This is a genomic window from Streptomyces sp. NPDC059696 (genome assembly GCF_042733745.1).
Classification (GTDB): domain Bacteria; phylum Actinomycetota; class Actinomycetes; order Streptomycetales; family Streptomycetaceae; genus Streptomyces.
The window spans coordinates 93,686-109,253 of sequence record NZ_JBHWFG010000005.1; the positions used below are offsets into that span (position 1 = coordinate 93,686).

General features: G+C 73.1%; 12 protein-coding genes and 1 pseudogene. 8 read left to right on the forward strand and 5 right to left on the reverse strand.

Annotated elements, in window-relative coordinates:
- The first annotated feature begins 56 nt into the window (after nucleotides 1-56).
- From ACFV20_RS07195 to ACFV20_RS07230, 8 genes and pseudogenes are all read left to right on the forward strand, one after another.
- Nucleotides 57-1,040 carry a fumarylacetoacetate hydrolase family protein gene (locus ACFV20_RS07195; protein WP_385653367.1) on the forward strand — a complete coding sequence of 328 codons (984 nt, stop codon included), beginning with the start codon at nucleotides 57-59 and terminating at the stop codon, nucleotides 1,038-1,040.
- Nucleotides 1,037-1,999, forward strand: coding sequence for a cyclase family protein (locus ACFV20_RS07200; protein WP_385653369.1), 963 nt, complete (start codon nucleotides 1,037-1,039; stop codon nucleotides 1,997-1,999). Before ACFV20_RS07195 ends, ACFV20_RS07200 begins: the two co-directional genes overlap by 4 nt.
- 217 nt (nucleotides 2,000-2,216) lie before the next feature.
- Complete coding sequence (locus tag ACFV20_RS07205) at nucleotides 2,217-3,380, forward strand: FAD-dependent oxidoreductase (RefSeq protein WP_385653371.1); 1,164 nt, start codon at nucleotides 2,217-2,219, stop codon at nucleotides 3,378-3,380.
- Nucleotides 3,377-4,387: an amidohydrolase family protein gene (locus ACFV20_RS07210; protein ID WP_385653375.1), complete on the forward strand. Its 1,011-nt coding sequence runs from the start codon at nucleotides 3,377-3,379 to the stop codon at nucleotides 4,385-4,387. The genes ACFV20_RS07205 and ACFV20_RS07210 overlap by 4 nt, the downstream gene beginning before the upstream one ends.
- Before the next feature lie 14 nt (nucleotides 4,388-4,401).
- Nucleotides 4,402-5,340, forward strand: coding sequence for a VOC family protein (locus ACFV20_RS07215; RefSeq protein ID WP_385653377.1), 939 nt, complete (start codon nucleotides 4,402-4,404; stop codon nucleotides 5,338-5,340).
- 115 nt (nucleotides 5,341-5,455) lie between these two features.
- A complete protein-coding gene (locus ACFV20_RS07220) occupies nucleotides 5,456-6,427 on the forward strand; it encodes a fumarylacetoacetate hydrolase family protein (RefSeq protein ID WP_385653379.1) in 972 nt (323 codons plus the stop codon).
- Nucleotides 6,424-7,164 (forward strand): SDR family NAD(P)-dependent oxidoreductase, encoded by a 741-nt coding sequence (locus ACFV20_RS07225; RefSeq protein WP_385653381.1) that lies wholly within the window; start codon nucleotides 6,424-6,426, stop codon nucleotides 7,162-7,164. Before ACFV20_RS07220 ends, ACFV20_RS07225 begins: the two co-directional genes overlap by 4 nt.
- A gap of 25 nt (nucleotides 7,165-7,189) precedes the next feature.
- Nucleotides 7,190-7,423: pseudogene (locus ACFV20_RS07230) on the forward strand (CoA-transferase); the annotation flags it as partial.
- Nucleotides 7,424-7,453: 30 nt separating this feature from the next.
- Here the strand turns inward: ACFV20_RS07230 and ACFV20_RS07235 are convergent.
- From ACFV20_RS07235 to ACFV20_RS07255, 5 genes are all read right to left on the reverse strand, one after another.
- A complete protein-coding gene (locus tag ACFV20_RS07235) occupies nucleotides 7,454-9,904 on the reverse strand; it encodes an SWIM zinc finger family protein (RefSeq protein ID WP_385653384.1) in 2,451 nt (816 codons plus the stop codon).
- Between the two features lie 55 nt (nucleotides 9,905-9,959).
- A complete protein-coding gene (locus tag ACFV20_RS07240; protein ID WP_385653386.1) occupies nucleotides 9,960-12,830 on the reverse strand; it encodes a DEAD/DEAH box helicase in 2,871 nt (956 codons plus the stop codon).
- Between the two features lie 107 nt (nucleotides 12,831-12,937).
- A complete protein-coding gene (locus ACFV20_RS07245; RefSeq protein ID WP_385653389.1) occupies nucleotides 12,938-13,519 on the reverse strand; it encodes a sugar kinase in 582 nt (193 codons plus the stop codon).
- The gene (locus ACFV20_RS07250; RefSeq protein WP_385653392.1) at nucleotides 13,516-14,664 is read right to left on the reverse strand and encodes an ROK family glucokinase; all 1,149 of its coding nucleotides are present in this window, start codon (nucleotides 14,662-14,664) and stop codon (nucleotides 13,516-13,518) included. The genes ACFV20_RS07245 and ACFV20_RS07250 overlap by 4 nt, the downstream gene beginning before the upstream one ends.
- Before the next feature lie 108 nt (nucleotides 14,665-14,772).
- Nucleotides 14,773-15,510 carry a GntR family transcriptional regulator gene (locus ACFV20_RS07255; RefSeq protein ID WP_385653741.1) on the reverse strand — a complete coding sequence of 246 codons (738 nt, stop codon included), beginning with the start codon at nucleotides 15,508-15,510 and terminating at the stop codon, nucleotides 14,773-14,775.
- Nucleotides 15,511-15,568: the final 58 nt, after the last annotated feature.

Consider the following 15,568-nt stretch of genomic DNA (forward strand, 5'->3'; position numbering starts at 1 on the left):
TCCGTGATGAACCGATCGGGGTCAGAGTAGACCGCAACTCAGCAGGAGGAAATCAGATGGAAACGCTCGCGCAACCTGCCGGTCCGTTCGCGCTCGGTACGTTCTCCGCTCAGGGCGGGGAGCCGTTTCCCGGTCTTCTGGCCAAGGGCCGGGTGCTGGACTTGAGGAGTGTCCTGGCCTGGGCACCGGCCGGCGTGCGCGCCGTGGTGGAGCGGTGGGAGGAGGCCCTGCCCGTCCTGCGCGTCCTGGCGGACGAGGACGCCCTCGACTGGCGGCCGCTGGAGGGCCTGCGGGTGCACGCCCCCATCGAGCCGCGGCAGATCTTCCAGTCCGGCGCCAACTACCGGCAGCACGTGATCGACCTGGAGGTCGCCCACCGTTCCCCGGACGACCCGCGCACGGTGGAGGAGGCACGCACAGAGATCGCCGCGGTCATGGACCGCCGGGCCGCCGAGGACCTGCCGTATGTCTTCATCGGTCTGCCGAGCGCGATCACGGGCCCGTACGACGACGTGGTCCTGCCCGCCTGGGCCGAAAAGCCGGACTGGGAGCTGGAGTTGGCGGCCGTCATCGCCAGGCCCGCCTACCGGGTGACGGTCGAGGAGGCCCTGGAGTACGTCGCCGGCTACACCATCGCCAACGACCTGACCGACCGCGCCACCGTGTTCCGCCGGGACATGAAGGCCATCGGCACCGACTGGCTGCGCAGCAAGAACGCGCCCGGTTTCACGCCGCTCGGCCCGTGGCTCGTACCTGCCGAGTCGATCGCGGACACCGGTGACCTGCGGGTCTCGCTCAAACTCAACGGCGAGATCATGCAGGACGAGTCCACCAAGGACATGCTTTTCGGAGTCGCCCGGTTGGTGTCGTACGCTTCGCAGACGTCTCAACTCCTCCCCGGCGACCTGGTGTTGACGGGCAGCCCGGCCGGTAACGGCATCCACTGGGGACGCCTGCTGCAGGGCGGCGACGTCATGGAGGGTTCCATCACCGGTCTGGGCGTGCAGCGCACCCGCTGTGTCGCGGAGGGAACGGCATGAGCCTGGACCCCCGCGACCCGGAGGGCGCGATCGCCGAGGCCGCCAAGGCGTACTCCAACTGGGGGCGCTGGGGTGAGGACGACGTGCTCGGCACGCTGAACTTCCTCGACGAGGGCAAGCGGCGCGAGGGCGCGTCGCTGGTACGCCGCGGCGTCAGCTTCTCGCTGTCGCAGCGGTTCGACATGAACGGCCCGCAGAAGGGCTGGCGCCGACGGACCAACCCGGTGCACACCATGCTCGACACGGGCACCGACGCGGCGCTGGGCAACCAGGGTTTCCCGCACGGCATCGGCGGCGCCGACGACGTGATCGCGATGCCGTTGCAGTGCTCGACCCAGTGGGACGGACTCGGCCACATCTTCGACCACGGATTCGCCTGGAACGGGCGGCGCGCCGACAGGGTGGTCACCTCCGAAGGCGACCTCGTCACCGGCATCGAGCACATGGCACCGTACGTCGCCGGCCGTGGCGTGCTGCTCGACGTGGGCCTGGTCGTCGGCATGGACGGCGATCTGCCCGACGGGTTCGCCGTCACCGAGGAGCACCTCGATCAGACCGCCGAGGCCCACGGGGTGGCCGTCGGCCGCGGCGACATCGTCCTGGTCCGCACCGGACATCTCGCCCGCGCCCGGCGGGGCGGTTGGGGCGACTACGCGGGCGGCCCCGCGCCCGGCCTGTCGTTCACCACCGCCGGCTGGCTGCACCGCACGGAGATCGCCGCCATCGCCACCGACACCTGGGGTTTCGAGGTACGCCCCAACGAGTTCGAGGGCGCCTTCCAGCCGCTGCACCAGGTCGTCATCCCCAACATGGGCCTGCTGATCGGCGAGATGTGGGACCTCGACGCACTCGCCGCCGACTGCGCCGACGACGGCAGGTACGAGTTCTGGCTCACCGCCGCTCCCCTCCCCATCACCGGAGCCGTCGGCTCCCCGGTCAACCCGATCGCCGTCAAGTAACCAGCACGGCGCCGGCCCGCGAGAACGCCTCCGGCGACACCCCCGCGGCGGCACCGTGCGCCTCGTCGAGAACCGCACGACTGCCGAAAGCGCCGTTCCCCGGACAGCAGCGGCGCATCCGGCCCGCACCCCCGTCCCCACCGGCCCGCACTCCCAGCGGGCGAGCCGCAGCCCGCGCCGCCCCCGCGCGGCCCAACCCGCAGGAGGATTCCCCGACATGGCTGACAGCCGCACTCTCCCCCAGCCTCCGGCCGGGGGCACACCCACCGTCCTGGTCATCGGCGGGGGCGCCTCAGGCAACGCCGTCACCATCCTGCTGCGCCGCGCCGGCATCGCCGTCGACCTGATCGAGGCCAAGCCGGACTGGAACGCCACCACCGGCTCCGGCATCACCCTCCAGGGCAACGCCCTGCGGGTCCTGCGCGAACTGGGCGTGTGGGAACAGGTGGAAGTCTCCGGTTACGCCTTCGGCTCGCTGGGCGTGACCGCCCCGGACGGCACCGTCCTGTTCGTCGCCGAGGACATCCAGACCGGCGGAGAGGACCTGCCCGCCACCCTCGGCATGCAGCGCCCCCGACTGCAGCAGATCCTCATCGACGCGGTCCGCGCCTGCGGCGCCGACGTTCGCCTCGGCACCACCGCCGAAGCGCTGGAACAGGACGCCGACGGCGTGTCGGTGCGCTTCAGCGACGGCAGCGAGGGCCGCTACGACCTGGTGATCGCCGCCGACGGACTCAACTCCGCCACCCGCGCCGCGATCGGCGTCACGGACAAACCCGAGCCGACCGGCATGGCCATCTGGCGCATCGCCGCCCCGCGGCCCGAGAGCGTGACGCGCACCGACCTCGCCTACGGAGGCCCCGCCTACATCGCCGGCTACTGCCCCACCAGTGAGAACACCCTCTACGCGTACGTCGTCGAAGGGTGCCGCGACCGCGCCTCCATCGACCCGGCCACCTACGCCGACGAGATGCGCCGCCTGGCGCAGAGCTACGGCGGGGTCTGGCCGGAGATCACCGAGCACATCACCGACCCGAAGAAGGTCAACTACACCTGGTTCGACCACCTGCTGGTCGAGGACTCCTGGCACCGGGGCCGGGTCGTGCTCATCGGCGACGCCGCCCACTGCTGCCCGCCCACCATGGCCCAGGGCGCGGCGATGTCCCTGGAGGACGCCCTCGTCCTCGCCGAGCTGCTCACCAGCGGACGGGACTGGGGCGACGAGCTGCTCCAGGCCTACCACGACCGCCGCATCCCCCGCGTGCGCACCGTCGTCGAGGCGTCCATGCAGATCGGCCAGTGGCAGCTGGACGGCGTGCGCGACGCCGACATGGCCGGGCTGGTCGGCCGCACCATGGACCTCCTCAAGGAGCGCCCGTGACCACGACCTCATCCTCCGCCCCGACCGTCGACGTCCACGCCCACCTCCTGCTCCCGGACGTCGAGGAGACCGTCGCCGGCCATCCCGGCCTCGCCGAGGCCCGCGCCCTCGACGCCCGCCGCAACGGCCCGGCGGCCCTGACCGTGAACGGCCCCATGGTCGGTGCCCGGGTGCCGAAGCTCACGGACGCCGCCGTGCGCCTGGCGGCCATGGACGAGCAGGGCGTGGACATCCAGCTGGTCAGCCCCTCGCCGTCCCACTACCACTACTGGGCCGAGCCTCAGCTGGCCGAGAAGGTCTGCCGGCTGGCCAACGAGGGCACCGCCGCGCACTGCGCGAAGGCTCCCGACCGCCTGCACGGCCTGGGCCTGATCCCGCTCCAGCATCCCGACCGCGCGGTCGGCCTCCTCGACCATGCCCTGGCCCAGGGGCTGCAGGGTGTGGAGATCTCCTCGCACACGCCCGGCCACGAACTGTCGGATCCCGCGTACGAACCCTTCTGGTCCCGGGCGGAGGAGTCGGGCGCCCTCGTCTTCCTGCACCCGTTCGGCTGCACGCTCGACGAGCGCCTGGACCAGTGGTATCTGTCCAACACCGTCGGCCAGCCCACCGAGAACGCGGTCGCCCTCTCCCATCTGATCTTCTCCGGCGTCCTGGACCGTCATCCGGGCCTGAAGCTGATCGCGGCGCACGGCGGCGGCTACCTGCCCACCCACATCGGCCGCTCCGACCACGCCTGGCGGGCCCGTCCCGACGCCCGGGACTGCGCCCGTGAGCCGAGCAGCTATCTGAAGCAGCTGTACTTCGACTCCCTCGTCCACGACCCGCACGTGCTGCGGGAGCTGGTACGGGTTGCCGGTCCGGACCGGGTCCTGCTCGGCTCCGACTTCCCCTTCGACATGGGCACCGACGACCCGCTCGGCGCGCTGCGCGCCGCGGACCTGCCCGACACCGACTTCCACTCCGTCCGCGGCGGAAACGCCGCCGCTCTGCTCAACCTCGTCTGAGGAGGACACCCCCCATGAGCAACCGCCTGCTCACCCACCTTCGACACGTCGATGTCGCCGTGCCGGACTACGACAAGCAGCTCGACTTCTACTCCGGGGTCTGGGGCCTGACCAAGGTCGCCGAGGACTCCGGCATCTCCTTCCTTGCCGCCGAGGGCAGCCCCGAGCAGTACGTCGTCCGGCTGCGCAAGGCCGACGAGAAGCGCCTCGACCTGGTCTCCTACGGCGCCGCGAGCGCCGCCGACGTGGACACGCTGGCGGAGCAACTCCTCGCCAAAGGAGTGCAGTTGATCTCGCAGCCGGGCAAGGTGGAGACGCCCGGAGGCGGTTACGGCTTCCGCTTCTTCGACGTGGACGGCCGCACCATCGAGGTCTCCGCCGACGTCGAGGTGCGCCGGCACCGCAAGGTCGAGGAGAAGGAGGCGATCCCGGTCAAGCTGTCGCACGTCGTCCTCAACTCGCCGGATCTGGACAAGACCAAGGCGTGGTACGAGGAGCACCTCGGCTTCCGGCTGTCCGACACGCTCGGTCATCCGCACATCGGCGACGTCATGCACTTCATGCGGATCAGCAACCAGCACCACTCCATGGCGATCGCCAAGGGCCCGCACACCTCCCTGCATCACATCTCCTTCGAGATGCGCGGCATCGACGAGTACATGCGCGGCTCCGGCCGGGTGATGCGGGCCGGCTTCAGGAAGATCTGGGGCCCGGGCCGGCACATGGCGGGCGACAACACCTTCACCTACTTCCTCGACCCGCACGGCAACACCGTCGAGTACACGACCGAGCTGGAGCTGCTGGACGAGGACACCTGGCACCCGCACGTCTACGACTTCTCCCAGCCGGAGGTCACCGACCAGTGGGGCACCGCCAACCCCATGAACGAACTGGTCACCAAGGAGTCCTTCAACGACGTCGACCGCGGCGTCTTCGTCGCCCCGCCGGTCTGATCGGCGAAGCCCTGAGTCCCCGGGGGCGCGGTGACCCTGTCACTGCCCTGACTCCCCTGCCGCGTCCCCGGCCTTCGTGCCCACCCCTCACGCCGCCGGCCGACAGGAAACCGCCATGCGTTTCGCCACGTACGAGTACCGCAACCGACGCCAGGTGGCCGTCGTCGAAGAGGACGGCACGCTCTGCCCCCTGCCCGGCGTCAGCTCACTGACCGGCCTGCTCGCCGAGGGCGGCGGCCTGCCCGAGCTGCTCGACGCGGGCTCCGCGAGCCTCGACGTCGCGGCCGGCCCCCATGTCTCCGAGGTACGGCTGCTGTCCCCGCTCCAGCCGCCCACCGTCAGGGACTTCGTCACCTTCGAGGAACACGTCGAGGGCGTACGGCGCTCCGTGGACGGCACCGCGGGCGTACCGGAGCAGTGGTACACGGCTCCGACCTTCTACTTCACCAACCCCTACGCGGTGTACGGCCCGCACGACGCCATCCCCGTGCCGCCCGGCTCGACCGTGCTCGACTTCGAACTCGAAGTGGCCGCCGTGATCGGCACCGAGGGCCGCGACCTCACGCCCGAGCAGGCCCGCGAGCACATCGTCGGCTACACCGTCTTCAATGACTGGTCCGCGCGCGACCTGCAGTCCGCCGAGATGAGGGTCGGCCTCGGCCCGTGCAAGGGCAAGGACACCGCCACCACGCTGGGCCCGTACCTGGTCACCGCCGACGAACTGGAGAAGTACCGGGACGAGGACGGCTTCCTGCGGCTCGGGCTCACCGCCGAGGTGAACGGCGAGGTGGTCGGCAAGGACCTGCTGTCCAACATGAGCTGGACCTTCGAGGAGATGGTCGCCTACGCCTCGCGTGGGACCCTCGTCCGCCCCGGCGACGTCCTCGGCTCCGGGACCTGCGGCAACGGCGGCTGCCTCGCGGAACTGTGGGGCGTACGCGGCGCACAGGACCCTGCCCCGCTCAAGCCCGGCGACACGGTCACCCTCACCGTCGAAGGCATCGGCAGCGTCTCCAACACGGTCGCCGCCGGAGCCGCCCCGGTCCCGCTGCCGACCGGCCGACGCCGCTCCCGGGAGCGGCCGTGACCGACCTCCACACCAGGCTGCTCGGCAGGGTCGTCGTGGTCACCGGCGCCGCCCGCGGCCAGGGCGCCGCCGAGGCGGAGGCACTGACCCGCGAGGGTGCCCGGGTCATCGCCACCGACGTGACCGAGGCAGCCGGCTGCCGCCGGCTCGACGTCACCAGCGAGAAGGACTGGGCCGAACTCGCCGCCGAACTGGGGGAGGCATACGGGCAGGTGCACGGCCTGGTCAACAACGCCGGTGTCACCTGGCGCGCGCGCCTCGACGCCGTACGCCCCGAGGACATGGCCCGGGTCCACGCCGTCAATGTCACCGGGCCGCTCCTGGGCATCCAGCACCTGGCACCGCTGATGCGCCCCGGGGCGTCGATCGTGAACGTCGGCTCCTCGGCGGCCCTGACCGCCCACTACCCGGTCGCCTACACCGCCAGCAAGTGGGCCTTGCGCGGCCTGTCGGCCACCGCCGCCATGGAGCTGGGACCGAGCGGCATCCGCGTGAACACCATCCACCCCGGTTACATCGAGACCGAGATGACCGCCTCCGCCGCACCCGCCTTCCGCGAGGCCAACCTCGCCGGCACACCCCTCGGCCGCACCGGAACCGTAGACGACATCACCCCGCTCGTCACCTTCCTCCTCTCCGACGAGTCGTCCTTCATCGCCGGAGCCGAGATCCCCGTGGACGGCGGCCTCACCGCGCACGGCGGCGCCAAACCGATCTCGGACGCCGTACGCACCTAGCAGGAGCAGAAAGGCACTCTCGCCCATGGGCAGGGTCTGTTCGAGCGCCGCGGAGGCGGTGGCCGACATCCCCGACGGCGCGTCGCTCGCCGTCGGCGGGTTCGGCGTCAACGGCATCCCCGAAGTGCTCATCCAAGCCCTCCGCACGCAGGGCGCCACCGGCCTGGAGGTCGTGTCGAACAACTGCGGCGTGGACGGGCGCGGACTGTCCCCACCGGCAACGGCCGCGCGTTCCGGACCGCCACCGAGAGTCGCCCACTCCGAGTATGACGGCTTCTGCCCGGTGCTTTCAGTAATCGCCGGGCAGGCCCAGGCCCGTGAGGGCGCCGACCGGGTCCGGGTCGGGGGTGCCTCTCGGCCACCAGTCGTCGTGGCCGGGTTCGGACTCGTAGGCGTACCAGAGACCGTCGCGGCCGAGGCGGAGCTGGAGGTGGCCGTGGGGGTGCGTGAGGTGGTTGCGCCAGGGGCGGAAGGCGGGCAGGTCGGCGGCGAGGAGAAGCGGCCTGGCCCGGTCGAATCGGCCGGCGGGCGGGTCCCACGGCTCCTCCAGGACAGCGAGGCCCTCCAGGCCGCCCTGGCGCCAGGCGGCGACCGCGCGGGCCAGCTCGGACGGGGTACGGCCCGCCGCGGCGGCGAGGGACGCGTACAGCGACCGGGTTCCGGCGGTGAGCCCCGCCCCCGGGCGGGCCGCGGCCAGCCGGACCGCGTCCTGCCAGAAGGTCAGCTGTCCGACCGGGTCGCGGCCGGTGCCGAGCAGGGCGTGGGCGCGAGCCGCGGCGTCCGTGGCCAACTGGTCCAGCGCGAAGGGATCCGGGCCGCCGGGCGCCGCCGGGTAGGGCGGGGGCTGCTCCGGATGCGCGAGCGGAGGCAGTGGAGCGGGCAGGGGCGCGAGGGCGCGTGAAGTGAGGACCTCTGTCGCGCGCACGCCCGGCAGGGGCGCCGGTCCCTTGTCCTGCGCTGCGCGCGCCGAGCGGGTGGCGCTCAGCCGGGACAGCGCGTCGAGCAGCTCCCGTTCGCCCCGGCCGCGCAGCAGGAGCAGAACGAAGGGATCGGCGTCGAGCAGCCGGGCCGTCTGGTAGCAGAGGGCGGCCGCGTGCTTGCAGGGGTGAGCGCGGTCGGGACAGCTGCAGTGGGGCTCCAGCTCTCCGGGGCCGGGCAGCAGCCGCACGCCGCACTCCGCCAGCGACTGGGGCATCTCCTTGTCGAGCAGCGCCGCGATGTGCCCGGGGCGGTCGGCGGCGGCGTCCAGGAAGCGGTCCCAGTCGGTCTCGTCGAGCGTGCGCAGGCGTACCTGGACGCGGTAGGGGCGGGGGCGGCTGCCCTGGACGTAGGCCAGCACGAGTCCGGGCGTCACGGTGATGGCGTCGACATGCCCCTGCCCCGCGTATCCCCGCCCGCGCTCCAGCCGCTTCACGTCCAGCGCGCCCTGTTCCAGCGCCTCGACCCAGGCGTTCCCCCACCAGCTCTCCGCGAAGCGGTCACCGTCCCGGGGCGGGAACGGCGGGAAAGTACGGCGGAGTTCGTGATCGCGGGCGGGGGCGCCCATGGAGCGAGGGGAACGGGGCGGATGGGGGGAGCGGTGGGGGCGGGCCGCGTGCGTTGTGGCGGCCGGGGGCTCGGCGTACGGATCGGGGGCCGACCCCTGCGGCCGGGCGGGCCGGGCTGGTCGGTCGTGGTCCGGAGCCGTCGTCACCGGGTTGCCGGTGTGGGGGGTGGGAGCCGGGTCGTTGCTTCCGGTCGGAGAGGTCGTCGATGTCGGGGGTTCGGGGTGGGTCTTCGGGGGCTCCGGGAACGGGCCGGGTCCGCCGGGCGGCGTCTGCCGGGCTCGGCGGGCCGGGCCGCGCAGCAGGTCGGCCGTGCGAGAGGTGTCGCTGTCCTGCCCGGTCTCCGGCTCGTGCTCGTGGTCATGGGTGGTCGTGTCCGGCGTGCTCGGCATCCGGAACGCGTCGGACAGCAGCCGCCTGACGTCGCGTGCGCCTCTGCCGGAGGCGTCCGCGGTGGCACGGCGCACCACCGCGGCCCGGTCGTCCACGGCGCTCTGCCGGGCCCGGCGCCTGCGGCGGGCCCCTTCCCGCTCCGTCTCTTCCCGGATCCGCCGCGCGTCGTCCCGTGCGGCGCGCAGCGCCTCGCGCGCGACGTCGGCGCCTCGCCGCTCGGTGCCCGCTCGGGCTGAGGACTGTGTGGGGTCAGCGTCGGTCGGAGTGCTCTCCCCCGCCTGGGCCGGGCCCTCGGAGGGGGCAGCACCGGCCGAGGTGCTGTCCGGCCGGTTCGTCCCGGGGGCGTCGGGTGCCGGCGGCCGGCACGGCGCGGCCGGCACGGCGTCCTCGGGCGTGTCGCCGACACGGGGCGACGACTCGGGACGGCGCGCCGGCTCCGGGTACGCGGCCCGTGCCGAACGGGGCGACGCCTCCGAGCGCGCAGCCCGCGACGGGCGGGGCGAGGGATCGGGGTCGGCGGCCCGTGCCGGGTCGGTGGCCTGTGCGGGGCCGGTGGCCTGTGCGGGGCCGGTGGCCTGTGCCGGGTCGGTGGCCTGTGCGGGGTCGGTGGCCTGTGCGGGGTCGGTGGCGTGGGCCGCCCGCTCCCGGGCCTCGCGCAGAGCGCGGCGGGCCTCGTCGGCCGGACGGGCGTTCCTGCCGTCCTCCCCGGGCGCGGACGGGCGGGCGTTACTGAAGTCCTGCCCAGACCCGGCCGGGCGGGCGCTGCTGCCGTCCTCCCCTGGCGCAGACGGGCGGGCGTTCATGACGTACTCCCTGGGAATTCCAGGGCCGGCGGGTCGCTGATGATCTCGTGGGGTGTCATGACGACCTCCGCAGCGACACCAAGTCGGACAGCTCCCGGTCCGTCAGCTCCGTGAGGGAGGACTCGCCGGAGCCCAGGATCGCGTCGGCCAGGGCCCGCTTGGACTGGAGCATCTCGGCGATGCGGTCCTCGACGGTGCCCTCGGTGATGAGGCGGTGCACCTGCACCGGCTGGGTCTGGCCGATGCGGTAGGCACGGTCGGTCGCCTGCTCCTCGACGGCCGGGTTCCACCAGCGGTCGAAGTGCACGACGTGACCCGCCCTGGTCAGGTTCAGGCCGGTGCCGGCCGCCTTGAGCGACAGCACCAGGACGGGTGTCGCACCGGCCTGGAAGCGGTCCACCATGCGCTCCCGTTCGGGGACCGGCGTGCCGCCGTGGAGGAGGTCGACCGGGACCGCGCGGGTGGCCAGGTGGGAGGTGATGAGGCGGGCCATGCCCACGTACTGGGTGAAGACCAGGGCGGATCCGTCCTCGGCGAGCAGTGTGTCCAGCAGTTCGTCCAGCAGGGCGAGCTTCCCGGAGCGGGCGGCGAGCCGGTCGCCGGAGGCCGGGGTGTGTTCCTCCTTGAGGAACAGCGCGGGGTGGTCGCAGATCTGCTTCAGCGACGTGAGGAGCTTCAGCACCAGGCCCCGGCGGGGCATGCCCTCGGCCGTCTCGATGGCGAGCATCGACTCGCGGACCACCGCCTCGTACAGCGCGGCCTGTTCACGGGTGAGCGGGACGGGGTGGTCGGTCTCCGTCTTGGGCGGCAGCTCGGGCACGATGCCCGGGTCGGACTTCTTGCGGCGCAGCAGGAAGGGCCGTACCAGACGGGCCAGGCGCTCCACCGCCTCCTCGTCCTCGCCGTTCTCCACGGCGCGCGCGTGCCGGGCGCGGAAGGACTTCAGCGGGCCGAGGAGTCCCGGGGTGGTCCAGTCGAGCAGGGCCCACAGCTCCGAGAGGTTGTTCTCGACGGGCGTGCCGGTCAGGGCCACGCGCGCGGGGGCGGGGATGGTGCGCAGGGCCTTGGCGGTGGCCGAGTAGGGGTTCTTGACGTGTTGTGCCTCGTCGGCGACGACCATGCCCCAGGCGCGTTCGGCCAGGGCGGGGGCGGCCGAGCGCATGGTGCCGTACGTGGTGAGGACGAAACCGCCGTCGAGGCCGTCCATGCTGCGGTCCGGGCCGTGGAAGCGGCGCACGGGCACGCCGGGGGCGAAGCGCGTGATCTCCCGCTGCCAGTTGCCCAGCAGGGAGGCCGGGCAGACCACGAGGGTGGGTTCGCTGCGCGCCCGCTTCAGGTGCAGGGCGATGAGGGTGACGGTCTTGCCGAGGCCCATGTCGTCGGCGAGGCAGCCGCCGAGGCCGAGGGAGGTCATCGACTCGAGCCAGGCGAGGCCGCGGAGCTGGTAGTCCCGCAGGGTCGCCTGAAGCCGCGGGGGCGGCTCGGCGGGGCGGATCCCCGCGGTCAGGCGGTCGCGCAGGGCGGCCAGCGCGCCGACCGGGACGGCCGGGACCGTCTCGCCGTCCACGTCGGCGGTGCCGGTGAGGGCGACGGACAGCGCGTCGACCGGGTCGAGCAGGCCCAGGTCCCGTTTGCGGGCCTTGCGGACCAGCGCGGGGTCGACCAGCACCCACTGGTCGCGCAGCCGGACGACCGGGCGGTGGGCCTCGGCGAGGGCGTCCATCTCGGTGTCGGTGAGCGGATCGCCGCCGAGCGCCAGCTGCCAGCGGAACTGGAGGAGGTCCTCGCTCTCGAAGAAGCCGGTGCCGTCGGTCGCCGAGCCGGGGGCGGGACGGACCACCGCCGCCGCGGACAGGTCCTGTGCGAGATCCCGCGGCCAGTGCACCGCGACGCCCGCCGCGGCGAGCCGGGTCGCCGCGATGCCCAGCAGGTCGGTGACCTCGTCCTCGGTCAGGGCCAGCACGTCGGGCACGTCCTGGTCGGCGAGCCGGTCCAGCGGGGGCCAGACGCGGGCGGCGCGGCGGACGGCGAGAGCCGCGTCCACCCGGGCGCGGGGGCCGAAGGCGTCATCGGCCGCACCCGCCCACAGGGCCGCCGCGTCGGCCACCAGGGTGGGGTCGGCGAGGCTGTGCACCTGGACGATCGCGGCGCCGGCGCTGCGGGCACCGCCGTCGGAGGCGTCGTCGAACAGGTCGTAGGCCGACAGGTCGAGACGGAGCGAGATCCGCACGCCGGCGTCCATCCCGGCGGCGACCTCGGCGGCCCAGTCGTGGGCGGTGGGCAGGTGCTGGGCCTCGCGGGCGGCGAAGGGCCGGCCGGAGGTGTGGGGCGCGGCCGGGGTGCGGGGCAGGGTGTCGGCGACGGCGTCGAGGAAGGCCCGCACCAGCGCTTCCGGTTCGGGCAGGTGGATCGGCCCGGGGCCGGGCAGCGGCACGGCGTGGCCCTCGTAGGGCAGGGCGGCGGCCACCGCGCGCAGGTGCGCGATGTCGTCCGGGTCGAGGGGGCCTGCCCGCCAGGCGTCGTGGCCCGTGGCGGTGAGGCCGGGCAGCAGCCGGCCGCGGGCGGTCAGCCGCAGGGCGTGCAGGGCGGCGGCGCCCCAGCAGGCTGTGGCGGGGTGGGCCGCGGGGTCGTGCCGGGCGCGCACGAGGAGCGGCAGCGCGGCGTCGAGCGGGAGGGTCAGCGCGGGGGTGGTGTGCCGCCGGACGCCGGTGGCGCCGTGCCGTCGTACGACGGTCAGCTCGGTGTCCTCGGCGTGCCCGCCGGACTCGGTGTCCCCGGCTTCCCGGGCGGGCAGGGGCGCGCCCTCGGGGTCCCAGAAGGCGATGCGCCCCTCGCGTGGGAGGGGCGCGGGCAGGAAGACGGCCGGGAGCCGGACCGGGACGATGCTCTCCTCCGCCCGCTCGGCCGTCAGAGCCGTGTCTGCCATACGTCCTGCCACCTCCCGCCCCGCGTGTCGGATCAGTTGTCTCCGACTCTACGGGCGGGGTCTGACAATCGGCCCCGGCGGCAGGGTCGGGAGGCGGTCCGGCGGGATCAGGGCACGGTCCGGGAGACGACGTACACCCAGGGGTACGCCGGGTTGGACAGGTCGACGACCACGTCGTGGGTGGGTGCCGGGTTCTTCTGCCGGTGGACGAAGCCGTACCAGGAGTCGGTCGTGGCGAACTTCCAGCCGGTGATGCGGCGGTCGCGGGCGCCGATGGTGACGTGGCCCTGCTTCAGGTCCGCGCGCGTCACACCCAGGCCGGTCAGATACGCGTCCAGGCCCGCGGCGTTGGTCTCGAACTGGGTGTAGAGGCGGCTGGTCTTCCAGTTGTTGGTCTCGTAGTACGCCACGTGCCAGGCCGGGTGCGGGACGGGCACCTGGTAGATCCGGCGCTGGAGTTTGGAGGGCCAGCCCGCGGTGAGGCCGGTCGCCGAGTACTTCGCCTCCTTGTCCTTGCCGCTGTCGCGGCTCTGGTTCGCGGAGATCACCAGGTAGCCGGCCGGGATGCCGATGAGCAGCACGATGATCAGCAGGGTCAGGGACCTGCGGCGGATCATGTGCCGGCGGTCCTCGACCGGCCGGTCCGGTCCGTCGGGCCAGGGGCCCTGGTGGGGCAGGGACGCGGTCACGGCGTCTCCTGGGTACTGCGGAGCGACTGCGTGTACCGCTCGAGGCGCTCGTAGCGCTCCACCCGGCGGCGCTTGGCGCGGCGGAACCGGCGGGCGACGAGGCGGGCGAGGTCGGCGGCGCCGACCATGCCGGCCTCGGGGCCGAGCTGGGCCCGGACGATACGGGCCTCGGGGCGGTAGCCGCGGCCGGTCAGGTGCCGCTTGAAGGCGTCCCTGGCCGGGCCGATCAGCAGGTCGTCGGCGGCCGAGACGCCGCCGCCGATCACGAAGCAGGAGGGGTCGAGGGCGGCGGCGAGGTTGGCGATGCCGACGCCGAGCCACTGGCCGATGTCCTGCAGCAGCTCGATGCACATGGCGTCGCCCTCGCGGGCCAGCTCGGTGATCATCGGGCCGGTGATGTCGCCGATGCTGCCCTTGACGTGCTCGATGATCCCGTAGGCGACCGGCGAGTCGGCGGCGGCCAGTTCACGGGCCTCGCGGACCAGGGCGTTCCCGGAGCTGTACTGCTCCCAGCAGCCGCGGTTGCCGCACGGGCAGCGGTGGCCGCCGGGCACGACCTGCATGTGGCCGAACTCACCGGCGACGCCGTACTTGCCGCGCTTGACCTGGCCGTCCTCCAGGATCGCGCCGCCGATGCCGGTGCCGAGGGTGATCATGACGAGGTGGTCCTCGCCGCGGCCGGCGCCGAAGCGCCACTCGGCCCAGGCGGCGGTGTTGGCGTCGTTGTCCACGAGGACGGGGACGGAGAGCCGGCCCGAGAGGCGGTCGCGCAGCGGTTCGTTGCGCCAGGACAGGTGGGGGGCGAACAGCACCCGGTTGCGGTCGGCGTCCACCCAGCCGGCCGCGCCGATGCCGACGGCGTGCACGTCGTGCCGGTCGGAGAGGTCCAGGACCAGCTCGGCGATGGTGTCCTCGACGACCTTGGGGCTCTTGGACTTGTCCGGGGTCTCCGTGCGGAGCATCTCCAGGATGTTGCCGTCGGCGTCGACGACGCCCGCCATGACCTTCGTACCGCCGATGTCGATGCCGACCGTGGGCACGCGGGGGGCCGTCAGGTGCGAGCGGCGCTCCCGGGTGCCGACGGTGCGCAGGGCCGCGGCACGGCGGGAGCCGATGGGGGCGGTGAAGTCGCGGTAGGTGCTCATCGCGCCCGATTCTGCCTCACGAGGAGCCGGGGTGCGGAGCAGAGGGGTGGTGCGGATCATCGACGAGTGCTGGTCGGTGGGGACTTGTCGCGCAGTTCCCCGCACCCCTTATGAGCGCACCAGCAACTGGAACTCGAAGGAATAGCGCGTCGGGCGGTACGTGTGTGTGCCGTACTCGACCGCTCGGCCCGTGTCGTCGAACGTGACGCGTTGCATGGTGAGCAGCGGCGCCCCGGTCTCCTCCGCCAGGCGCTCCGCCTCCTCCGGCGTCGCCGCCCGGGCGCCGATCGACTGGCGGGCACTGTGCAGGGTGATGCCCGCCGCGCGCATCAGGCGGTAGAGGCCGGTCGTCTCCAGCTGGTCGGTGTCGAGGTCGATGAGGCCGGGGGGCAGGAAGTTGCACAGGTAGGCCATGGGTTCGCCATGGGCGAGGCGGAGGCGTTCCACGCGGTGGACGTCGCTGTCCTCGGCGACGCCGAGCGCCGCGGCGACCTCGGCGGAGGCCGGCACCAGCTTGTTCACGAGGACTCTGGTGGCCGGGCGCTGGCCCGCCGCCTCCAGGTCGTCGTAGAGGCTGCTGAGCTCCAGCGGGCGTTTGACCTGGCTGTGCACGACCTGGGTGCCCACACCGCGGCGCCGTACGAGCAGGCCCTTGTCGACGAGTGACTGGATCGCCTGGCGGACGGTCGGCCGGGACAGGCCGAGCCGGGCGGCGAGTTCGATCTCGTTGCCCAGCAGGCTGCCGGGCGTCAGCGTGCCGTGCTCGATCGCGGCCTCCAGCTGCTGCGACAGCTGGAAGTACAACGGCACGGGAGAGCTGCGGTCCACACTCAGCTCGAGCTGCACGGTCGGGTCCACTTCTGGTTTCGGCACGGGCCGAGCGTAGCCCCGTGCGTTGTTGACG